Origin of the sequence: Pseudonocardia aurantiaca (assembly GCF_039526725.1) — a bacterium.
GTDB classification, from domain to species: domain Bacteria; phylum Actinomycetota; class Actinomycetes; order Mycobacteriales; family Pseudonocardiaceae; genus Pseudonocardia; species Pseudonocardia aurantiaca.
Window position 1 is genome coordinate 137,498 of record NZ_BAAAJG010000003.1, and the last position, 20,832, is coordinate 158,329.

General features: G+C 73.0%; 11 protein-coding genes. 6 read left to right on the forward strand and 5 right to left on the reverse strand.

Annotation, left to right across the window (positions count from 1 at the left end; translation table 11 throughout):
- Positions 1 to 184: 184 nt before the first annotated feature.
- The gene (locus tag ABD143_RS05195) at positions 185 to 823 is read right to left on the reverse strand and encodes a nitroreductase family protein (protein WP_343971948.1); all 639 of its coding nucleotides are present in this window, start codon (positions 821 to 823) and stop codon (positions 185 to 187) included.
- Positions 824 to 941: 118 nt separating this feature from the next.
- Between ABD143_RS05195 and ABD143_RS05200 the strand changes: the two genes are divergently transcribed.
- On the forward strand, positions 942 to 4,091 hold the full coding sequence (locus ABD143_RS05200) for an arabinosyltransferase domain-containing protein (RefSeq protein ID WP_343971951.1): 3,150 nt from the start codon (positions 942 to 944) through the stop codon (positions 4,089 to 4,091).
- A 13-nt stretch (positions 4,092 to 4,104) separates the two neighbouring features.
- Here ABD143_RS05200 and ABD143_RS05205 read toward each other — a convergent pair whose 3' ends face one another.
- The 3 genes from ABD143_RS05205 to ABD143_RS05215 are packed head-to-tail and all read right to left on the reverse strand — an operon-like array spanning position 4,105 to position 7,203.
- Complete coding sequence (locus ABD143_RS05205) at positions 4,105 to 4,827, reverse strand: class I SAM-dependent methyltransferase (protein WP_343971953.1); 723 nt, start codon at positions 4,825 to 4,827, stop codon at positions 4,105 to 4,107.
- Entirely contained in the window at positions 4,827 to 5,972 is a 1,146-nt protein-coding gene (locus tag ABD143_RS05210; protein WP_343971955.1) for a glycosyltransferase family 4 protein, read from the reverse strand. The genes ABD143_RS05205 and ABD143_RS05210 overlap by 1 nt, the downstream gene beginning before the upstream one ends.
- 4 nt (positions 5,973 to 5,976) lie before the next feature.
- Entirely contained in the window at positions 5,977 to 7,203 is a 1,227-nt protein-coding gene (locus ABD143_RS05215; protein ID WP_343971957.1) for a lipopolysaccharide biosynthesis protein, read from the reverse strand.
- 367 nt (positions 7,204 to 7,570) lie between these two features.
- Here ABD143_RS05215 and ABD143_RS05220 point away from each other — a divergent pair, with 367 nt between their 5' ends.
- The 3 genes from ABD143_RS05220 to ABD143_RS05230 all read left to right on the forward strand — a co-directional run bounded on the left by ABD143_RS05220 (position 7,571) and on the right by ABD143_RS05230 (position 15,886).
- Complete coding sequence (locus ABD143_RS05220) at positions 7,571 to 10,810, forward strand: arabinosyltransferase domain-containing protein (protein ID WP_343971959.1); 3,240 nt, start codon at positions 7,571 to 7,573, stop codon at positions 10,808 to 10,810.
- 160 nt (positions 10,811 to 10,970) lie between these two features.
- Positions 10,971 to 13,841: an arabinosyltransferase domain-containing protein gene (locus ABD143_RS05225; RefSeq protein ID WP_343971961.1), complete on the forward strand. Its 2,871-nt coding sequence runs from the start codon at positions 10,971 to 10,973 to the stop codon at positions 13,839 to 13,841.
- A gap of 119 nt (positions 13,842 to 13,960) precedes the next feature.
- The gene (locus tag ABD143_RS05230; protein WP_343971964.1) at positions 13,961 to 15,886 is read left to right on the forward strand and encodes a glycosyltransferase; all 1,926 of its coding nucleotides are present in this window, start codon (positions 13,961 to 13,963) and stop codon (positions 15,884 to 15,886) included.
- 201 nt (positions 15,887 to 16,087) lie between these two features.
- On the opposite strand, the gene ABD143_RS05235 is transcribed toward ABD143_RS05230, so the two are convergent.
- Complete coding sequence (locus tag ABD143_RS05235; protein ID WP_343971967.1) at positions 16,088 to 18,094, reverse strand: glycosyltransferase; 2,007 nt, start codon at positions 18,092 to 18,094, stop codon at positions 16,088 to 16,090.
- A 353-nt stretch (positions 18,095 to 18,447) separates the two neighbouring features.
- Here ABD143_RS05235 and ABD143_RS05240 point away from each other — a divergent pair, with 353 nt between their 5' ends.
- Together ABD143_RS05240 and ABD143_RS05245 are read left to right on the forward strand one after the other, a co-directional pair.
- Entirely contained in the window at positions 18,448 to 19,662 is a 1,215-nt protein-coding gene (locus ABD143_RS05240) for an ROK family transcriptional regulator (protein WP_343971970.1), read from the forward strand.
- Positions 19,663 to 19,869: 207 nt separating this feature from the next.
- Positions 19,870 to 20,832, forward strand: coding sequence for a TauD/TfdA dioxygenase family protein (locus ABD143_RS05245; RefSeq protein WP_343971973.1), 963 nt, complete (start codon positions 19,870 to 19,872; stop codon positions 20,830 to 20,832).

Genomic DNA, 20,832 nt, shown 5'->3' on the forward strand with positions numbered 1-20,832 from the left:
TGCGGTGCTACGCGCAGCCTGAACGTACCGGGATGCGCGCCTTGTGACTGACTGTTCACGCACTGTTCGGCCGTTCGAGTGGGCCCACGTGGGCGTGTCCGGCGCGCCTCCCCCAACCGTCAACGACGCACTGCTACGGCTCGTGCCGAGCGCCGCGCGCCTAGTGCGCCCGCATCCCGCGCCCCTACCAGCGGTCGAGGTGCAGAACCGTGTCCAGCGGGTCACGCGGCGCCGGCTTGAACGTCTCGCCGGTGAAGTACGCCGTCGGCAGTAGCACCCCCTGGCGCACGTTCGGCGGGATGCCCAGCAGCCCGGCGACCTCCTTCTCGTAGCCGAGGTGAAGCGTGGTCCACGCGCTGCCGAGCCCGCGGGCGCGCGCCGCGAGCTGGTAGCTCCACGCCGCCGGGAGCAGCGAGCCCCACAGCGGCGCCTGGTTCTCCGCGGGCAGCTCTGCGCTCGCCGCGATGCAGGCGAGCACCAGCACCGGCACCTCACCCATCTTCTCGGCGAGGTAGTCCGACGAGCTTGCGACGCGCGCCTGCACGGCCTCCCGCTCGGGGCTCAGCTTCCGGGCGCGCGCGGCGCGGGCCTCGCGGTAGAGGTCGAAGGAGCGGCGGTAGTAGTCGCCGATCTGCCGCCGCAGGTCTGCGTCCGTGACCACCACCCAGTGCCAGCCCTGCGCGTTGCTGCCGCTCGGGGCCTGCAGGGCCAGCTCGATGCACTCGCGCACCAGCTGGAGCGGCACGGGCCGCTCCAGGTCGAGACGCTTGCGTACGGAACGGGTGGTGGACAGCAGGTCGTCGGGCGAGAGTGGGAGCGTCATAGGCCCGATCATGCCCCTCCTCGGGCGGCGACCGGCAGTGACTCTGCTTCTCCACAGGCTCCCCCAAAGGAGGTGCCCGGCCGCCGGATGGGTGACAGCGGTCCCTACGCTCTTGCCAGTGTCGACCACCGATCAGGTGGCGGTCGCGGCTCCCCCGGCGATTGCTCCCCCGCCAGTACCGTCACGCCGCAGATACAGCGCTGCGGCAGCGCTCGGCGTGCTCGCCACGGCGCTCGCCGTGGCCTTCCCGTTCATGCCCGTGCAGCAGGACACCGCGACCGTGCTCTGGCCGGGCGCGTCGGGTGACACCACGGCCGTGAACGCCCCCGCCGTTGCGCTGCGACCGCTCACCTTCACCGCGGACGTCGGGTGCGCCGCCATCCGCAGTCTCGACGAGCGCAGTCCCGAGCCCGCGCTCGTCCTGGGCACCACGCCACCCGGTGCTCCAGCCGGCCCGACCGTCGGTCTCAGCGCCGTCGTCGCCGATGGGATGCTCACCGTCGCCGACCGCGGAACCCGGCTGACGTCCGCGCTGCTTCCTGCCGGGGCGTGCGACCTCGCGGTGCTGTCCACCGCCACCGCCACCCAGGTGCGGGTCGGTGGGGCGATCGTCGCCGACGTCGAGGGCGACCAGCGGCCGCAGGTCGTGGGCGTGTACTCCGACCTCGACGGCGCCCGCGACGAAATGGCGGGCACCGCGGTGCGCGTCGAGATCGACAACCGGTTCGACAGCAGCGCGTCGGCCCTCAAGACGGTCGTCGGCACGGCCGCCGTGCTCGCGCTGCTGGCCTGCTTGTGGGCATTCCGGCCGGCCGACGCCGCGCACGGCCGCCGTCCCGTGCGGATCGGGCGGCCGAGCAGGCGCGGGATCGGCCGGGACGCGGTCGTCGTCGCGACGCTCGCCGGGTGGGCCGTGATCGGCGGCATCACCGTCGACGACGGCTACATCCTCACGATGGCCAGGGCCGCCGAGTCCTCGGGCTGGATCGGCAACTACTACCGCTGGTTCGACGTGCCGGAGGCCCCCTTCGGCTGGTTCTACGAGCTGTACGCGGCGTGGGCTCAGGTCAGTGACTCGGTGCTGTGGCTGCGGATCCCATCGCTCGTCATGGGGGTCGCGAGCTGGCTGGTGATCAGCAGGCTGCTGCTCCCACGGCTCGGGCCGGCCGTACGGCGCAGTGCCACGGCGTGCTGGGCGGCCGCCACGCTGTTCGTGTGCTTCTGGCTCCCGTTCGGCAGCGGTCTGCGACCCGAGCCGGTGGTGGTGTTCGGCGCGCTGCTGACGGCGTACGCGCTGGAGCGGGCGCTGGCCACCCGGCGGTTGCTCCCCCTCGCACTCGGGCTCGTGGCCGCGGCGTTCGCCCTGGCGGCCACCCCCACCGGCCTGCTCGCGCCCGCCGTGTACCTGGCCGGGATCCGTCCGCTGCTGCGGTTGCTGAAGGAGCGCGCAGCCCTGACCGGCTGGATCGCGACGCTCACCCCGCTCCTCGGCGCGGGCGCGATCGTGCTGGTGGCGGTCTTCGGCGACCAGACCTGGGCGACAGTGGTCGAGGCCACCCGGGTACGCACGGCGATCGGGCCTGCGTTGCCCTGGTACGCCGAGCTCTACCGCTACACCCTGCTCTTCGCCCCGATCCCCGACGGTTCGCTCGCCAGGCGGTTCCCGGTGCTGGTGATGGTGGTGTGCGCGGCGGTGGTCGCGGTCGTGATGCTGCGCCGGATCCGGATCCCCGGCGTCGCCAGCGGCCCGGCGGCCCGGACCCTCGCGACGGTGGGGCTCGGGTTCGTGGTGCTCGCGCTCACCCCCACCAAGTGGACGCACCACTTCGGCGCCTTCGCCGGGCTCGGGGCCATGGTCGCCGCCCTTGCCGCGGTCGCGACCAGCGACGGGGTGCTTCGCGCGCGCCGCAACCGGCTGCTTGCGGGCTCGGCGGTGCTTGCGGCGACGGCGCTGGCGTTCACCGGCCCCAACAGCTGGTGGTACGTCTCCAACTGGGGAGTGCCCTGGTTCGACCAGCCGCCGCGCCTCGGCGGGGTCACCGTTGCCTCGGTGGCGTTGCTCGGGGCGGCCGTGTTGTTCGCGCTGGCGCTGGCCGAGCACCTTCGCGGCGGCAAGGGGGAGCCGCGGCAGGGCCGTTCCCGCCGGACCGGCGCCGCACTCGCGGTGCTGTGCGGGGCGGTGGCGCTGTTCGTCGTGGCATCGACGGTCAAAGCGGTGCAGCAGGCCGGCGGCTACTCGGTGGCCGCGGAGGTGGTGACGGACCCGGGCGGCACCGGCTGCGGCCTCTCGTCCCGGGTGCTCGTGGAGACCGATCCGGCGGCAGGAGTGCTATCACCCGCCCAGGGCAGCGCACCCGCGCTCGACGGGTTCGGCGCCGGGTGGCTCCCTCCGTCCGGGCCCGGCTCGCCGGGGGACGTCGACGGCGACGGCGGCACGGACCCGGCTGTGGCGGCGCCAGGACCGGTCGGCCGTCCGGTGCTCGGCAGCTACCGGCCCGGCGGCGGCGCCGGTGAGCTGACGACGGAGTGGTTCACGCTCCCGGCCGCCGCGCGGGAGGGCCGGGCACCGCTGGTGGTCCAGGTGGCCGGGCAGGTCGGCGACGGCACCTCCGTCACGGTGGAGCTGGGCCGGTCCGACGGGGACGGCACCACGCTCGTCGACCGGTTCGGGACCGATGCGGGGAGCACGATCACAGCCGCGGCCGACCCGTCAGGCACCGGAGCGGGCGGGTGGGGCTGGCGGGACGTCCGGTTCGACCTGAGCGGGCGGCCGGACGCCGACCAGGTGCGGGTGGTGGCCGAGGACCGGACGCTCGCCCCGGCCGGCTGGGTGGCCGTGGCCCCGCCGCGGATGCCTCACCTGACCCCGCTGCTCGACGTCGTCGGCTCCGCGCCGGGCTATCTCGACTGGCCGGTGGCGTTCCCGCACCCGTGCCTGCGCTCGTTCCCGATCCACGACGGGGTGGCCGAGATGCCCGCGTACCGCGTGCTCGCCGACCCGCAGCAGCGCGGGGTGGGTGAGAACTGGTCCGCCCCGCCGTCCGGTGGGCCGCTCGCGTGGCTGACCGTCGTGGCCCGCCAGCGGGTGGTGCCCACCTACCTCGACGGGCAGTGGGGCCGGGACTGGGGGCAGCTGCGGCTTGTGGAGCCGTACGCACCGGCGGCCCGCCCCGCGGACCTTCAGACCGGCCGTGAGCTGGTGTGGGGCTGGAACCAGGCCGCGCAGATCGGCGCGCCACCGCCGGGCAACGCCGCGGGCTGGCGGTGAGCCTCGCGGGACCCTAGTGGCCGGGGTTCTCGATCACGAAGACGGACGACTCGCCGCTGCCGGGACGCAGGAAGAGCCGGCCAGAGAGGAACTGGACGAGCGACGGCACGGCGTGCACGACCGCGTCGAGGAGCTTGGGCAACCTCGAGTACGGGACGTTCCACAGCCCGTCGCTGCCTTCGCGGAGCACCCGGAACCCGGCGTCGAGGAGGAACTGCCGCCACTCGGCGTGCGGTTTGAGGTTGACGTGGGTGGGGTCCTGGTAGCCGGTCCAGCCCGTGCCCGCGAGTGCGCGCGCACGCCCAGCCGGGTCCGGCATCACGACGAGCGCCCGCCCGCCCGGCACCAGCACCCGCCGCCAGCAGGCCAGCACCGCGGTGACGGTGGCGTCATCGAGGTGCTCGAGGACGTGCACGGCGGTGAGCCCGCGGTACCCGCCGGTCGGGATCTCGTCGAGGGTGGTGTGCACAGGGCAGCCCTCGGCCGTCCTGCGGGCTGTCGTCGCCGAATACGGCGAGATCTCGAAACCGGCGGCGGCGCCGTGCTCGGCGAGCCTGCGCACCAGGTGGCCGGTGCCGCAGCCGAAGTCCAGGTAGGGGCCCCGGCCCACGTAGCGGCGGACCAGCCGCACGTACCAGCCCAGCGCAGGACGGTCGCCCGACTGCCCGTTGCGCGCGTAGTACTCGGCGTCGTAGTGGTCGGCGTGCCCGGCGACGGGCTCGAACTCGGCCGTCATCAGCCCCTCACCCTGCCCTGGTGCACCGCTTTGTCCAGCAGCACCTCGTAGTCGTCCAGCACGCTGGCCACCGAGAACGCCTGGTGGGCCCGGGCCGCACCGGCCGCCCGGTCGGGCGGGTCGGCCTTGAGGGACTGCAGCGCCCTTGTGATCGCGGCCGCGTCGCCCGGCCCGACGACGGTGCCGAACCCGGTCTGAGCCACCGGCTGGCGGACGCCAGGGATGTCGCTGGAGACCACCGGCACTCCGGCGAGCATAGCCACGGCCTGCACGATCCCGAACGCCTCGAACGCGTTGACCGACGGCAGCGTGAACACGTCGAGCGAGGCGTAGAAGTCGCCGATCCGCTCCTCGGGCACGAACCCGAGCAGCCGGATGCGCTCGTCGTCGCCGATGGCCTCGCGCACCTGGTCGATGACACTCCCACCGGCCACGTGCGTGAAGTCGCCCCCGATGAGCAGCCGCGCGTCCGGGTCCGGGAGCGCGCGGAAGCCGCGCACCAGGTACTCCAAGCCCTTCTCACGCACGATGCGGCCGAGGAAGCCGACGTGCAGGCCGCTGGTCTCCCGGTACGTCGGCTCGCCCGGGGGCGGCGGCGCGCACGGCGGCGGGACGACGACCATCGACGGCTCGATCGCCGGCCACATGCGGCTGTGCCGCGCGTAGTCCTCACTCGTGACGGCGACAACCGCGGACTTCTGCATGGCGAGGCGGTTCGACGCGTCCACGACGAGTCGCTGCACGGTGTTCACGAGCCCGGAGGGCAGGGTCACGTCGCAGTGATAGGTGGAGACGATGGGCGTGCGCATCCCCGCGGCGATCGCACCCGCCTCCAGCATCGGCAGCTGCAGCGAGCCCACCTTGGCCTTCGCGATGGTCGCGCGGGCCAGCCGCACGAACTCCGGAGCCACCACCCCGCGGCCGAGCCGGGTGAGCACGGGCGCACGCAGGACCCGCACCCCGTTGATCTCCTCCTCGCGCGGCAGCGAGGAGTCGTAGCGGCTGGTCACGACGGTGACACGGCGACCTCGATCAGCGAGGCCCTCCGCGATGTCGCGCGCCATGTTCGTCAGACCCGAGACGTAGGGCGCGTAGTACGTCAGCGCGATGACGAGGTCGTCACGGCGCCCGTCGGCTCCGGCCACGGCGTCAGGCGACACTCTGCAACACTCGCTCCCGTCGTTCACTGAGCACCAGCGCGGTGCCCACGAGCCACCCGGCGGCGGAGCCGAGGAGGAAAGCCAGCTCGGCACGCAGGAGTAGATCTTGCACTAGTGCCAGCACCACGCCGCCGACGACCATCCCGGACAGCCAGCTCCACGCCACCAGCCGGTGGCGCACCGAAGCCACCAGCACCTGGGTGACCAGCACCAGCCCGATGTAGAACGCGACGCCGACCGCGAGCAGAGCGACGTGCGCACTCGGCAGGACGTACGAAGGCCCGAAGACGAGCCCGGCGAGCCAGGGCCCGGCGAGGTAGCCCAGCCCGAAGGCGAGGCCGGCCAGCACGAGCAGTCCGAGCGCCAGGTAGCGCATGAGCTTGTGCAGGGTGGCGCGATCGCCCGCGTGCAGCGCGCCCGTGAGCAGCGGCAGCAGCGCGCTCTGGAGCGGTACCACCAGGAAGAGCGGCACGCGGGTCAGGGTGAAGACCGCGACGAACTGGCCGGCTCGGGTCGCGTCGATCTCGCTGCTGGCCAGCACCGTCACGAGCACCGGCAGCCCGTTGAGCAGCACCTGCGCGCACAGCGAGCCGAGCAGCAGCGGGGCCACCGCGCCCCACACCGCACGCGGACCGAGCCACCCGGCCCCGGGGTCCGGCTCAGTGGTGGCCCTGGTGCGGCGCATCAGCAGCGACACCAGCTGCGGCGCGTGCGCGAGCCCGATCGCGATGACGAGCGTCCACACGAACGCGGGACTCCCCGCGTCCGTGATCAGCGTCGCGACCAGCGCGGCGAGCCCGACGCGCAGCGCGGAGTCCAGCACCATGATCGCGGCGTGCCGCCCCAACCGGTCCATGCCGATGAGGGCACCGCGCACGACGAACTGTCCTGCGGACACCAGGCACAGCACACCCATCGCGACCACGGTGACGGCCTGGCCGCCGAACGCCTCCGACAGCAGCGGCCATCCCAGCGCCACCACGGCCAGCTGCGCGACGGCCATCGCGGCCGCGGTGATCAGCGCTGCCTTGAGGACGCCGAGCGGGCGGCCGGGCGTCTGGAGCAGCCGGGCCGTCTCCTGCTCGATGGAGAGGAACATCCCGAACCCCGCCACCTGCGCCAGCGACCAGAACGCTCCGAAGTACGCGTACTCGGCGGCCGTCAGGTTGCGCGCGACGATCGCGAGGTACACGTTGATGAGCAGGCCCGAAGCCACGATCCCGAGGCCGACGAGCCCGAGCGACCGCGTGCGGGAAACGGGGGTGGTAGCCAGGACGGACCTCCTCCGAATCCTCAGGACGGACAGATTATGCAGCCGACCTCAGCCAACTCGGGCCTGGGCCGCTACATGACGGCCACGGCGGCGGCCCCGTGCATCTGGATCCCGGCGCGCCACCCTGGTCGGTACCCCCTCGGCGAGCGGTCTCATCGCGGCAGCCGCGATCCCGCCCGATTCATGCCGGCCGGTGAGCACCTCCCCCGGCGGCACGACGTGTCCCGTCGCGAGAAAGTGGCTGTCCCGCAACCGGTCGGTGCACGCCCCGCGCGGGTTGCGCCACTCGTTCCTGAAAGCATGACTAGCTGTGACTGACGTGTCCGACGCCGTGGAGCACGACGCACCGGCACGGGCCGAGGACGTGGACGGCATCCCGCCGCGTCCGGCCGGCTCCACACCCGCCCCCGCCGCCGGCCGGGGCAGGCGCACCGCCGTGTTCGCGGCCCTGTCCGCGCTGGTCGCCGTGGTGTGCGCGGCGATGCTGCCGTTCGCGCCCGTATCGGTGAACGATCCGACCGTGAGCTGGCCGGTTGACCCGGCCCGCCCGCAGTCGACGCTCCTGTCGCTCACCGCGTACCGGCCGCTCGCGATGGACGTCCGGTTCACCTGCGACGCCGCGCGCGTCGCCCAGGCGAACGGGGGCGTCGTCGTGTCGACGGCCGCGCCCGCCGCGCCCACCGCAGGGACCACCGGGATGATCGTCACCGCCCGGGACGGGCAGGTGCAGGTGCGCGGCATGGACGCACTCCTGCTCGATGAGCCGCTTCCGGCCGGTCCGTGCGAGTACCGGATCACCGGGGATAGCCGCGGCCTGCCGAGCTTCGTCCGCCCGGCGCCCGACCCCGCCGACCTCGACGCCCCGAACATGTCGGCGTTCGCCACGCCGGTCAACGCGCACGTCACGATCACCCGCGACGGCACCCAAATCGTCAGCCGTCCGTTCGAGCAGCTCCCCGACGTCGACGTGCTGGCCACGGACGCGCGCGGCCTGCCGAACGGGGGCCTATCGGTGCAGCTGCGCGTGGACGACGAGTTCACCAGCAGCCCCACGCCGGTCAAGAGCGTGCTCATCTGGGCCACGGCGTTCGCGCTGGTCGTCACTGCCCTGCTGCTGATGCAGCTGGCTCGGGCGACCCCCCGTGTGCCCCTGGTCTGGCGGCTCACCTGGCCGCGGCTGGTGGACCTGCTGGTGCCGGCGGTGATCGTCTTCTGGATGTTCGTGGCCCCGGCCACCGACGACGACGGCTACTACGCCGCGATGGCCCGCAACTCGGTGCTCTCGGGGGAGGTCGGCAACTACTACCAGCTCTACGACCAGAACTTCACGCCGTTCACGTGGTTCTACCAGGCGCTGGGCTGGTGGCAGCAGTTCGCGGGCACCGCCCCCGTGCTGCAGCGCATCCCCGCCGCCGTGTTCGGCGTGGTGACGTTCTTCGCGCTGCGCCGGTTCGTGGCGATCGCGATGAGCGAATGGGCGCCGGACAGCCGCCGCGTGCGGGCGCTGGCGCACGCGGTCCTCGCGGTGGTGTTCCTGGCCTGGTGGATCCCGCAGAACATGGGTGTGCGACCGGAGACGGTCGTCGCGATGTGCGGGGCGCTCACGATGCTCACCGTGCTGGTGGCGGGCCGCCGGTCGCACCCGGCGCTCGCCTGGCTCGCGTTCGCGCTCGCCGGTCTCGGCTTCACCGCCCACCCCACCGGCTTCACGCTCTTCGCCCCGCTGCTCGCCGGGCTGCCACTGCTGTGGCCCGTGGTGCGGGTGCCGGGCCACAAGTTCGGCACGGCCCTGCGCATGCTCGCCGTGGCGTCCGGCGGGATGGTCGCGCCGCTGCTCGCGTTCGCCGATGGCGCGCTGCGTGACTTCATTCGCGGGCAGGCGATCTTCCTCTCCCTGCAGGCTCAGGAGGGGTGGACGACCGAGATCCAGCGATACGAGTTCCTGCTCTCGCAGATCCCGATGGGCAACTACGCGAAGCGCGCCGCGATCCTGGTCTGCCTGGTCGCGCTGCTGTGGTTCGCGGTGCTCCTCGTCGCGGCCAGGGCCCGCCGCGTGGCCGTTCCGATGCCGCTGTGGCTGGCCGGGTCCAGCACCGCGCTGGCGTTCGCCGCGCTGTGGCTCACACCATCGAAGTGGAGCCACCACTTCGGCGCGCTCGCGGGTGTCGGCCCTGCGTTCCTCGCGCTGCTGCTCGTCACGGCCGTGCCGCTGACCCGCCGGGTGCTCCAGGACGCGAAGCTGCCCTACGGCCTGCTGGCCGCCGCAGGCGCGTCGTTCGTCGCCGTGATCGCGCTCGGCTGGCACGGGCCGAACCAGTGGCCGTACGCGTCGCTCGAGGGGATGCGCAGGCCGGAGCTCTCGCCCGCGATCAGCAACATCGCGCTGGACAGCGTCGGGCTCTGGGCGGGCGTCGCGGTTGTGACCGGGGCGCTGCTGGTCGGCGCGGCCAAGCTGGCGCGCGGCCCGTCGCTGCGGCTGGCGGCGCTGACCGCCGTACCGGCGGTCGTGGTGCTCTCGCTGCTGGGCACCACCGTCTACACGGTCGGGACGTTCGGGGCAGGGGCCGCGGCGGGGGTTCCCCGCGAGTCGGTGTGGGCGCAGGGGCTGGCCGACCCGGCCGGCACTCGGTGCGGGGCAGCGGGTGTCGTCCGAGTCCTGGACCCGACCACGGCCAGCACGCTCCCGGAGGCTCCCGGCCAACCGACTCCGCCGGCGCCGGTCGGCTTCGCGCCCGGCGCCGGCTACTACGAGGGCAACCGCCCGCAGGGTCGCGCGGCCGCCGAGATCTGGGGCAGCCTCATCGTGCGCGACGACCGTGGCGCCGAACGCAACGACGGGCAGATGACCACCAGCTGGTACACGCTGCCGCAGGGGCTCACCGGAGCGGGCGTCACCGTCCTCGCCGCCGGCACCCTCGACCAGGGGAACTCGCTGACCGCCGTGTACGGCCGCACCAGCGCGGACGGGACCGTGTCCGTGATCGAGGAGAACCCGAACACCAAGGCGGAGGAGCAGCAGTCGCTCACCGACCCGACCCACAGCACCTCGTGGCGCACCTTCACCCTCGAGCCGCCCGCCGGCGCCGACGTCGTGCGGCTGCAGGCGGTGGACGGCACCGGCGGCCTGCACGGCTGGCTCGCGTTCAGCGCGCCCGCCGTCGCGCAGCCGGTGGTGCTCTCCGACTACCTGCCCGCCGCCGCGCCCGTCGCGCTGGCGTGGCCGCTGGCGTTCGCCTACCCCTGCCAGCGGCAGCCCACGATCGTCGACGGCATCACGGAGTCGCCGCAGTACGCGGTGCTGTGGGGCAACGAGCCGATGACCGGACTCGACGACGGCGCCTGGGTGCCGTTCCGGGGCGGGGCGTTCGCGCAGGTGCCGCGCACCGAGTCCGTGCAGCGGCTGGCCGTCGCGCCCGGCACCGACCCGCACATCGAGGTGTACGCGTTCCACACCGACCTGGCCCAGGCGGCGTACACGGTGACCGAGACCCGTCGCACAGTGTCGGGCGCGTCGATCGACAACGAGACCGCCACTGCCCCGAACGGGTAACCCCTTGACGACGGCGGCGACGCCAGCACCCTAGGGTGACCGGGTGCTATCGCCCGCACGGTCGGTTCCCCCGTCCGAGCCGGACAGCAGCAGGCAGGATCCGCATCGCGGCGAGAGCTCTTCCGAGCGATCGACGGAGGCCCGCGGCCTTCGTTGGGCTGTGCTCCTGCTCGGGCTGGTCGCCGCGCTCGCCGCGGTGGCGTTCCCGTTCGCACCTGTCGAGCAGCCCCAGGTCACCTACTCCTGGACGGCGCAGGACGGGCCTGCGGCGATCCCGCTGATGCCGTACCAGCCGGTCGAGCTGACGGCCCAGACGACGTGCGCCGCCGCCCGTGACGGGGACCGGGTGCTGCTGTCGACAGTCCCGCTGCGGACCGACCCGGCCGCCGACCCGCTGTACGGGCTCCGGCTGACGGCCACCCGCGGGCAGGTGGCCGTCACGAGCGCGGGCGTCGATCTCGGCGTGGTGACCCTGCCCGACCGGCCCTGCACGCTCTCGCTGGTGAGCGACCCGTCCCGCACCACCGTGCTGGTGGACGGCGTGCCCGTGCTCACCCACGACGGCGACGTGCGCCCCGACGTGGCCGCGCTGGTCAGTGAGGTGCCCGTCGGCATGGACGTGAGTCTGCAGGCCGACACCCGCTTCCAGACCACGATCACCCCGCTCAAGGCGGGCATCGCCGCGGTCGGCGTGCTGGCGTTGCTCGGCATGTTCGTGGCGCTCGCCCTCGCCGACCGGGCCGCCGTCCCACGCCGGGTGCGCCTGCTGCCACGGCGCTGGTGGCTTCCCCGGCCGGTCGACGCCGCGGTCGTCATCCTCCTCGGGGTCTGGTGGATCATCGGCGCCGTCACCGTGGACGACGGCTACATCGCCGGGATCGTGCGCAGCACCGGAAGCAACGGGTTCATCGGCAACGTCTACCGGTGGCTGAACGCCCCGGAGTCGCCGTTCAGCTGGTTCTACGAGCTCTACTACCTCTGGTCGCTGATCTCGCCGTCCACGCTCTGGATGCGGCTGCCGTCCACGCTGCTGGGCCTCCTGTGCTGGTGGTTGCTCTCCCGGTTCGTTCTGCCCCGCCTCGGCAGCTTCGCCGCCCGCCGGTCGACGCCGTGGCTCGCCGCGCTCGCGTTCGGGACCTGGTGGATCCCGTTCAACCTCGGGCTACGCCCGGAGCCGTGGGTGGCGGTCGGTGCCCTCGCGGTGTTCCTCGCGGTCGAGCGGGCGATGGCCACGCGGCGACTGCTGCCGCTGGCCGTCGGGCTCCTCCTGGCCGGGGCCACCACGGCGATCACCCCTGGCGGGCTGCTCGCCTTCACCCCGTTCCTCGCGGCCGCCGTGCCCGTGCTGCGACTGCTGCGCGCGCGCCGCGACCTACAGGTGCTGCCGGTGCTCGTCGCCGTCGTGGCGGCGCCCGCCGCCGCGGTGTTCCTCATGGTCTACGACCAGAGCTTCGCCGGGATGCTCGAGGCCACGCGCGTCCGCGCCCTCATCGGGGGCGGGCAGCAGTGGTACGAGGAGTACGCGCGTTACTCCAACCTGCTGGAACCCGGCTCGTTCCAAGGCGCGATCGGCCGGCGGGCGGCGGTGCTGTTCACGCTGCTCGCCGCAGTCGGCGTGCTGTGGGCGCTGCGCCGCGTCCCGGCCGGGATCGCGACCGGTCCCGCCCGGCGGCTCGTGATCGGGCTGCTGCTGAGCCTCGCCACGATGGCCGTCGCCCCGACGAAGTGGACGCAGCACTTCGGAGACGTCGCAGGCTACGGCGCCGCCGCGCTCGTGCTGGGCGCGGTCGCCTTCTCGGCAGCACCGCTGCGGGCGCGGCCCCGCGCACTGGTGGCAGGGCTGGGTGCCGCCACGGCCGTCGGCTCGCTGGTGCTGGCCGGCTACAACACATGGCCCTACGTCGGCGACTGGTTCACGCCGACGTTCAGCACGCTCCCCTCGCAGGTCGCAGGCGTGCCGGTGGCCACGATCGCCGCCGTTGCGGGCGCTGTGCCGGTGCTGGTCGTGCTCGCCCGATGGGCGTGGCAGCGCGCGGGTGGGGCCACCGAGGTGATGCTCACCCGCCGGCTGCCGGCCCCGGCGCCGATCGTGGCCGTGGTCCTCGTCGCGGTGCTCGCGCTGCAGGTGCTGGGCCTCGGGCGGGTCGCCGTCACCCACCGCGACAGCTACACACTCGCGTCGGACTCCCTCGCCACCCTGCGCGGCGAGCCCTGCGGGCTGCAGCAGGCGCTCTCGGTGGAGACCGACCCCGCGGCCGGGCTCCTGCCGATCGCCACGCCGTCACCGACGGCCCGCACCCTGCCCGTCGACGTCGGCGGACGGGACCTGCCGGGCGTGGCGGTCGCCGGTGTGATGAACACGCCCTGGTTCAGCCTCGACCCCGAGCAGCGCTCCGGCGCACTCCCCGTCGTGGTCACGACCTCGGGGGCGCTCCGCCCTGGCGACCAGCTCTTCCTGGAGTTCGCCCGCGGCGAGCAGGTGCTCGAACGCCGCTCGATCGCGCCCGAGGGCGCCGAGCCGCGCGACGTGCGCCAGATGGCCCCGGCGCAGGCCGACACCGTGCGGCTCGCCGTGGACGCGCCGAACGCGGGGCCCCGCGCACCCGCCGTCGCGTCGCTGCCGAGGGTGCCACGGCTGACCCCGATGTCGGAGGTGCTGCCGCCGGGCAGTACGGCGATCCTGGACTGGCCGGTGGCCTTCCTCTTCCCGTGCCTGACCCCCGAGCCGCTGCCGCTCGGCACCGCCGGGCTCGCCGAGTGGCGCGTCGGCCCGCCTGCGAGCGACCCGTCGGCCGGGATCACCTACAAGGCGGGCTTCGGCGGACCCTTCACCGCATCGCGGCTGCTGATCACCGAAGAACGAATTCCGACCTACCTCCGCGGGGACCCAATTCGGGACGCCGCGCAGTTGTACCGTTGGATCCCGGTTGCACCGTTCCGCACGCTGGAGCCGATCGTCGCAGCTCAGAGCATCGCAGGCTGGCAATCCGACGGGCATGCCCGGGTGCCGGGGCTCGATCCGGTGGGGTGACCCCGGGCACACCCGACACAACGGGCGCCCGCACAATGTCAACAGGCACGCCCGGACGGGCGGGGCCTGTATTTGCGCAACACCAGATCTCGCCCGCGACCGGAGGACGGCCAGCCCGCATGCTTCGCACATCGGACATCACGGAGTCTGCTGACGCCCTGCCTGCCGCAACGGGGCACGCCGCGCCACAACGCGACCGGGAAGGCTCGCCGTCGCGGTTACTGGCCCAGCGCGGCCTGTTCTTCGGACCATCCGCCCTGGTGCCGGAGGACCTCTACTCGGTGGTCGAGAAGGGCGCGGCCCGCCGCGAGCGCTCCCGTGTGCATCTCGCGCCCGCCACCCGCGTCAGCACCAACACCTACTTCGGCCGGTTCCACGCCACGTACTGGCAGCGCTGGACCTCCGCCGGCGAGATCGAGGTCGACGCCGTCGTCTCCGGCGAGGGACGGGTCCGGCTCATGGCGTCCGACACCAACAAGGTCTGGCGCATCGTCGCCGCCGAGGAGGTCGTGGCCGCGGACGGCGCCGCGATCCGACTGGTTGCGCCCATCGACCGGTTCATCGACGGCGGTGGCATTTGGCTCGAGCTGACCACCGAGACCGGCGAGATGACCGTGGCCGACGTGCGGTGGACGATCGCCACCACCCGCCGCGTACCGCGCACCGACGTCGTCATCTGCACCTACAACCGGGTGGACGACTGCCTCAACACGCTGCAGGCGATGGCCGACGACCCGGAGGCGCTCGCCACTGTCGGCACCGTGCAGGTGGTCGACCAGGGCAGCGACCCGCTGGAGTCCCGCCGGCGGTTCGCGGAGGTCTCGGCGGCCCTCGGCGATCGCCTTCGCTACGTCCGCCAGCCCAACCTGGGCGGAGCCGGCGGTTTCACCCGCGGCCTGTTCGACGCCACCGCGGGCGACCCGAGCGAGCACGCGGACGTGCTGCTGATGGACGACGACGTGCTGCTGGAGCCGGAGATCCTCGTGCGGCTCACGGCGTTCGCAGCGAGCACCCGGCACCCGTCGATCGTCGGCGGGCAGATGCTCAACCTGCTCCACCCGGCCCACCTGCACATCTCCGCCGAGTACGCCGACCCGGAGCTGCTCCAGGTGGGCAAGCCGGTGCCGGGTGCGCTGAAGGAGGCCTACCTCCTCGGCCTGGACGATCGGCAGCTCCCGATCAACCAGGAGCGGCGCGTCGACACCGAGTACAACGGCTGGTGGTCCTGCCTGATCCCGGCCGAGATCGTGCGGGCGATCGGCTACCCGCTCCCGCTGTTCTTCCAGTGGGACGACGTGGAGTACGGCTACCGGGCCCGCGCGCACGGGTTCCCCACGGTCGCCCTGCCCGGGGCCGGCGTCTGGCACGCCGACTTCGGGTGGAAGGACTGGGACGAGTGGCACCGGTACTTCAACATGCGCAACGGCCTCATCACCGCCGCCCTGCACACCGATTTCTCGGTTCGGCGGATCACCCGGCGGCTCGGCCAGCTGCTCGCGCAGTACCTGATCAGCATGCAGTACGGGCTTTCCGCCACGCTGCTGCAGGCGATGGAGGACTTCCTCGACGGGCCGAAAGTCCTGCAGGACGGCTCGGCGGCCGCCGCGGCCGAGATCCGGCGGATCCGCTCGAACTACGCTGAGACCGTCATGCGGCCGATGTCCGACGCGCCTGCGGACTTCCGGGATGTCGAGGTCGTCCGCGCTGCCAACCCGCCCGGCCGGGAGCGGCTCACATGGGCCAAGCGCGCGGCGTACCTCATCGCAGGCAGGGCAGCCCGCCGTTCGGGCTTTGTCCCCGCCGGGGACGCGCACTGGTGGCACATCTCCACGTTCGAGCGCGCGATCGTCACCGACATGTCGGAGCAGGGCGTGCGGATCCGCACCCGCGACAGAGAATTGGCCAGCGAGCTGGCGAAGCGCGCCGCTCGCACGTTCCGCCGGTTCGTGACCGACGGCCCGGCCGCGGCCCGCGCCTACCGGGCCGAGATGGGTCGGCTGACGAGCCGCGAGAACTGGGCTCGCCTCTACGGCATGGACAAGTAGCCGGCCAACGGCTCACCCGACCAGCGCTCCCGCCCCGACCCTGGGAGCGAGAGCGCTGGTCACGCACGCACGCACGCACGCACGCACGCACGCGCCCGCCCAGGCTCTGCACACACATACGCACCCCCGGGCCCGATCACACGAACGGCCCTCTGGTCCGCAGGTTGAGGCGGACGAGAGGGCCGTTCGTGGTTGTGAGGGTCAGCGGTCGAAGACCTCGCGCGCCCACGCCTCCCGGCTGGTGAGCTCCGGCAGGGCCTCGCGGTAGCGACGACGAAGCTCCGGCCACGCCTTCGCGACCTCCCGGTGCTGGAGGATCGCGTTCTTCAGCATCGAGCGGAACAGCTGCGGGTCGCGCCTGCGGAACGTGACGCCGCGCCCGTCCGGCGTGGCGACGGTGGCCGAGTCCAGCCGGGACAGGACGAACCACTGCGCCTGCCGCGACGGCACGTTGCGCTGCGGCACCGCCTGGTGGGCCGGGTCCGTGGGCCGCAGGTTGTGCACGATGCTGCGCGCCAGGCCCTTCGCGATGGCGACCTTGCCGGTCGGCGGGTCGGGGAAGGCCTGGGCAGCCAGTGCGTCCAGGTCGGACAGGGGCACCTGGCTGGCCGAGTCGAGCGGACGGCCGTCGTCATACTCGGCGCGCTTCGCCCTGATCTCCCCCAGCACCGTCGGCAGCTTGGGGAACAGCGCCTCGGGGCCCGCGAGGAAGTCACGCAGCGCCATGTCCTGCAGCGCGACGGCCGAGTACTCCATCAGCATCAGGTGGCGCAACGTGCGCTTGAGCGTGTCGCGCAGCAGCGCCGTCGGGCTCGCGGGGCCGTGCAGGGCCGCCGCGACGAACCGGTTGCGGTAGTGGAAGTAGGCCTGCCAGTCGCTCGTGTCGTCCTTCTCCAGGAACGACATGTGCCAGATCGCGATGCCGGGCACGGTCGCGGTGCGGTAGCCGCGCGCGCGGGCGCGCAGCCCGTACTCGGCGTCGTCCCACTTGATGAACAGCGGCAGCGGCAGCCCGATGTCCTCCGCGACCGAGCGCGGGATCAGGCACATCCACCAGGCGTTGTAGTCGACGTCGGTGCGCCGGTGCAGCCACGGCGATTGGCGCAGCGACTTGTCGGCGAGGTCGTGGTGCGGCTCCGTGCCCGGGGCGTTGCGCCACAGGAACGTGTTCCGGTCGACGACCTCACCCATCGTGGAGAGCTGCGAGCGCGCCTGCAGCGAGAGCATCTGCCCGCCCACGAGCATGGGCTCGCGCGCGTACCGGGAGAACGCCACCGCCCGCAGGATCGAGTCGGGCTCCAGGAGGATGTCGTCGTCCATGTAGAGGATCTGCTCGCAGTCGGTGCCGAGCGCCTCGTACATGATGCGCGCGTAGCCGCCGGAGCCGCCGAGGTTCGGCTGGTCGATCATCTGCAGCCTGTCGCCGAGGACGGCCGCTGCCTGCTCGAAGCCGGGCTCGTCGCGCACCTTCTTGGTGCCCTGGTCCGGCACGATCACCGCGGTGACGGCGGCGAGGACCAGCGGGTCCTCGCCGATCGCGGTCAGGGTGGCGACGGCGTCGGCCGGCCGGTTGAACGTCGGTGTACCGAGCGCGACCGCGGCGCGGCCGGTGGGTTCCTCGGCCGCGTACCAGCCGCCTGCGTGCAGCGTCAGGTCGCCTTCGTCGGTGGTGAGGTCGAACCAGTACCAGCCGCCGTCCTCGAACGGGCGCAGGTCGAGGCGCACGTCCAGCTCATGGCGGCCGGGGCCGCGCAGGATCTCGCCACGCTCGAAGATCGGCGACCCGTCGGCCTTGGTGCGGTAGATGTCGATGCGGCCGCTGCCCTCCAGGGAGAGCTTGAGGTGCACCTCGGTGAGGCGGCTCCAGCGGCGCCAGTAGCCGGCGGCGAAGGCGTTGAAGTAAGCCCCGAAAGACACCTCGCTCTGCTCGGGCAGCACGGCCGACGTGCGCGACGTGGCCTGCAGCCGCCGGCCGCTCATCGAGGAGCCGACGAGGTCCACTCTCGGGTTCGGTGGCGCTCCGACCGGGGCCGGGACAGTGGTCAGGCGGATGCCGGTGCGCTCGTCCATGTACAGCGACCGGACGCTCATCGGGTCCCCCGAGCGGGGCAGGATCACCCGCTGAAGCAGGCTCCCACCGCTCGGGGGCGGTACCGCGCCGGGTTGGGGCGACGGCGACGGGCGAGTCGGTGTCTCGGAGATCGTCATGGCGGGAAGTCCTGTGTCGTCGTCGAGGGCCTGGAGAAGCCGGGAGCAGGGGTCCGGCTGCGCGCCGATGCGTGTACGGCACCCGAGGGTAGCGACACCGGGCGCATCCACCGATCGGTGGGACGCGGGCTGGGCCGCCACAGCTCGAGACCGCGGGCGCTATCCCACACGGTGGTCGATCTGTCAGGATCGTGGTGATGTCCCAGTCAGCCACGCTGCGTGCGCGCCGCCACGTCGACCTCCGTCGGCAGGCCAGCGCGCTCTGTCCGGCACCCGTCGTGCGCGGCTGACCCACCGTCCTGCGGGCCGGGCGCGCCACCGCCGCCCCGTACCGCCGTCGGCAGGGACGCCCGATGACCGCTCTCCTCTCCACCGGCCAGCAGACCACCCCTACTGATGACGGCAGGCGCGCCACCAACGCGGCCGCCGTGCTGCGCGCGGTCCTCGACCGTGGACCGGTGGCCCGCAGCACGGTCGGGCAGGTCACGGGGCTGAGCGCGGCCGCCGTGAGCAGGCAGCTCGCGGAGCTGGCCGACCTCGGGCTGGTCCGCGACCGGCCGTTGCGTGCGACCCGGTCCGTCGTCGGGCGCCCGCATGTGCCGGTCGACGTCGACACCCGCCGCCACGTGGTCGCCGGCATCCACATCGCGGTGCTGCACGCGACGCTTGTGCTGATGGACCTGCGCGGCCGCGTGCTCGTGGAGGAGCGGGTGCCACATCCGGCCGGCCGCCCCGCCGCCGAGGTGCTCGCGGGGCTCGCCGCCCGCATGGCGGCGTTCCTGGCCGAACACGCCGAGGGCAGGCGCCCGCTCGGCGTGGGGGTGGCGACCGGCGGCTGGGTGGACCCGGGGAGGCGCGTGGTCGTGCGCCACGCCCAGCTCGGCTGGCTGGACGTGCCGGTCGGCGCCGTGCTCGAACAGGCGCTGGGGCTCCCGGTCAGTGTGGAGAGCCATGCCAGGGCGCTCGCTCGGGCCGAACAGCTCATCGGCCAGGAGCGCGGACGCGCACGCACGAGCCTCGTGCACCTCTTCGTCGGCAACGTCGTGGATGCGGCCATCGCCACCTGCGGCGCCGTGCACCAGGGCCCGGGCGCCGCGGCGGGCGACGTGAGCCACCTTCCGGTCGGCGCGAGCACGCCGTGCCCCTGCGGTCGCACCGGCTGCTTCGAGGCCACCGTGGCCGAGCGGACGCTCGCCCGGCGGGCCGTGGCCGACGGGAGGCTGGCCGTACCCCGCTTCTCGGACGTGCTCGCCGCGCTGGATGCGGGCGAGCGGTGGGCTGTGGACCTCTTCCGCGAGCGCGCGCGGTCGGTCGGCCGGGCCGCCGCCCTACTGCTCGACGTGATCAACCCGGAGATCTTGGTGCTGTGCGAGGCCGCGACCGCGCGGCACCCCGAGCTCCTCGCCGACGTCCACGACGAGGTCGCCCGGCGCTCGCACGTCTGCACCGACCCCGAACGCGCAGTCGTGGCCGGTTCCTTCGGCACCCGCGCGCTCGGCGTCGCCGCCGGTTCGGTCGTGCTCCATGAGACTTACGCGCGACCGCTCGATCTACCTGCGCGGATTTAATTGCCATCGTCCGAAAATTGACTTCGGACACTTCACAACACACGATTAACGACATGAGCGCACCGCGTCTGAGCAGGCCTTGTCGGCCTTGCGGCGGTTCCTGTAAGCGCTCGTCCAGTCGCTGACCAACCCCCGCGTGGAACTGTCCGGACAATTCGTCCGGACATTTCTCGCGCTCATTCGTGCAATCCATCCGAGAGGACCACCATGACCATCGCACCCGAAAGAACCGGCGTCACCGTCCGGCCGGTCGCCGGACACATCGGCGCCGACATCACCGGCGTCGACCTCGCCGCCCCGTTCGATCAGGCGACCGTCGCGGAACTCACCGCGGCCCTGCATCGCCACAAGGTGATCTTCTTCCGCGGCCAGGACCTCGACCACGCCGCCCAGATCCGGTTCGGCAAGCTGTTCGGTGAGCTGACCTACGCACACCCGCACGACGACGCCCCGCCGGAGGGCTACGCGGAGATCTTCACGGTCGACCCCGAGCGCTACAAGCAGCGCTACGGCGGCGAGTACACCGTGCGTACGCGGCGGAAGTACAGCTACGTCGCGGGCTGGCACACCGACGTCACCGCTGCCGTGAACCCGCCTGCCGCGTCGATCCTGCGGGCCGAGGTGGTGCCGGAGATCGGCGGCGACACCACCTGGACGAACCTCGTGGCCGCCTACGAGGGGCTCTCGGCCCCGGTGCGGGCGTTCGTCGACGGGCTGCGCGCCGAGCACCGCTACGGCGGGTCGGACAAGCCCAAGGGCGACGACGCCTACGCCCGCCGGGTCAACGACAACCTGCTCGTCTCGATCCACCCGGTCGTGCGGGTCCACCCGGTCACCGGCGAGCGGGCCCTGTTCGTCAACCCCGGCTTCACCAGCCACGTCGTCGACGTGGAGCCGCGGGAGAGCAAGGCGATCCTCGACCTGCTCTACGCCGAGATCACCCGCCCCGAGTACACGGTGCGGTTCCGCTGGGAGCCGGGCAGCGTCGCGTTCTGGGACAACCGCGCCACGGCCCACCTGGCCCCCGCCGATCTCGACCACCTCGACGTCCGCCGCACCCTGCACCGAGTGACGGTGATCGGCGAACGGCCCGTCGGGCCCGACGGGTTCGAGTCCGAGATCGTCGCCGGCCGTCCGTTCACGGCCGACCACGCCGTGGTCGTCGACTGA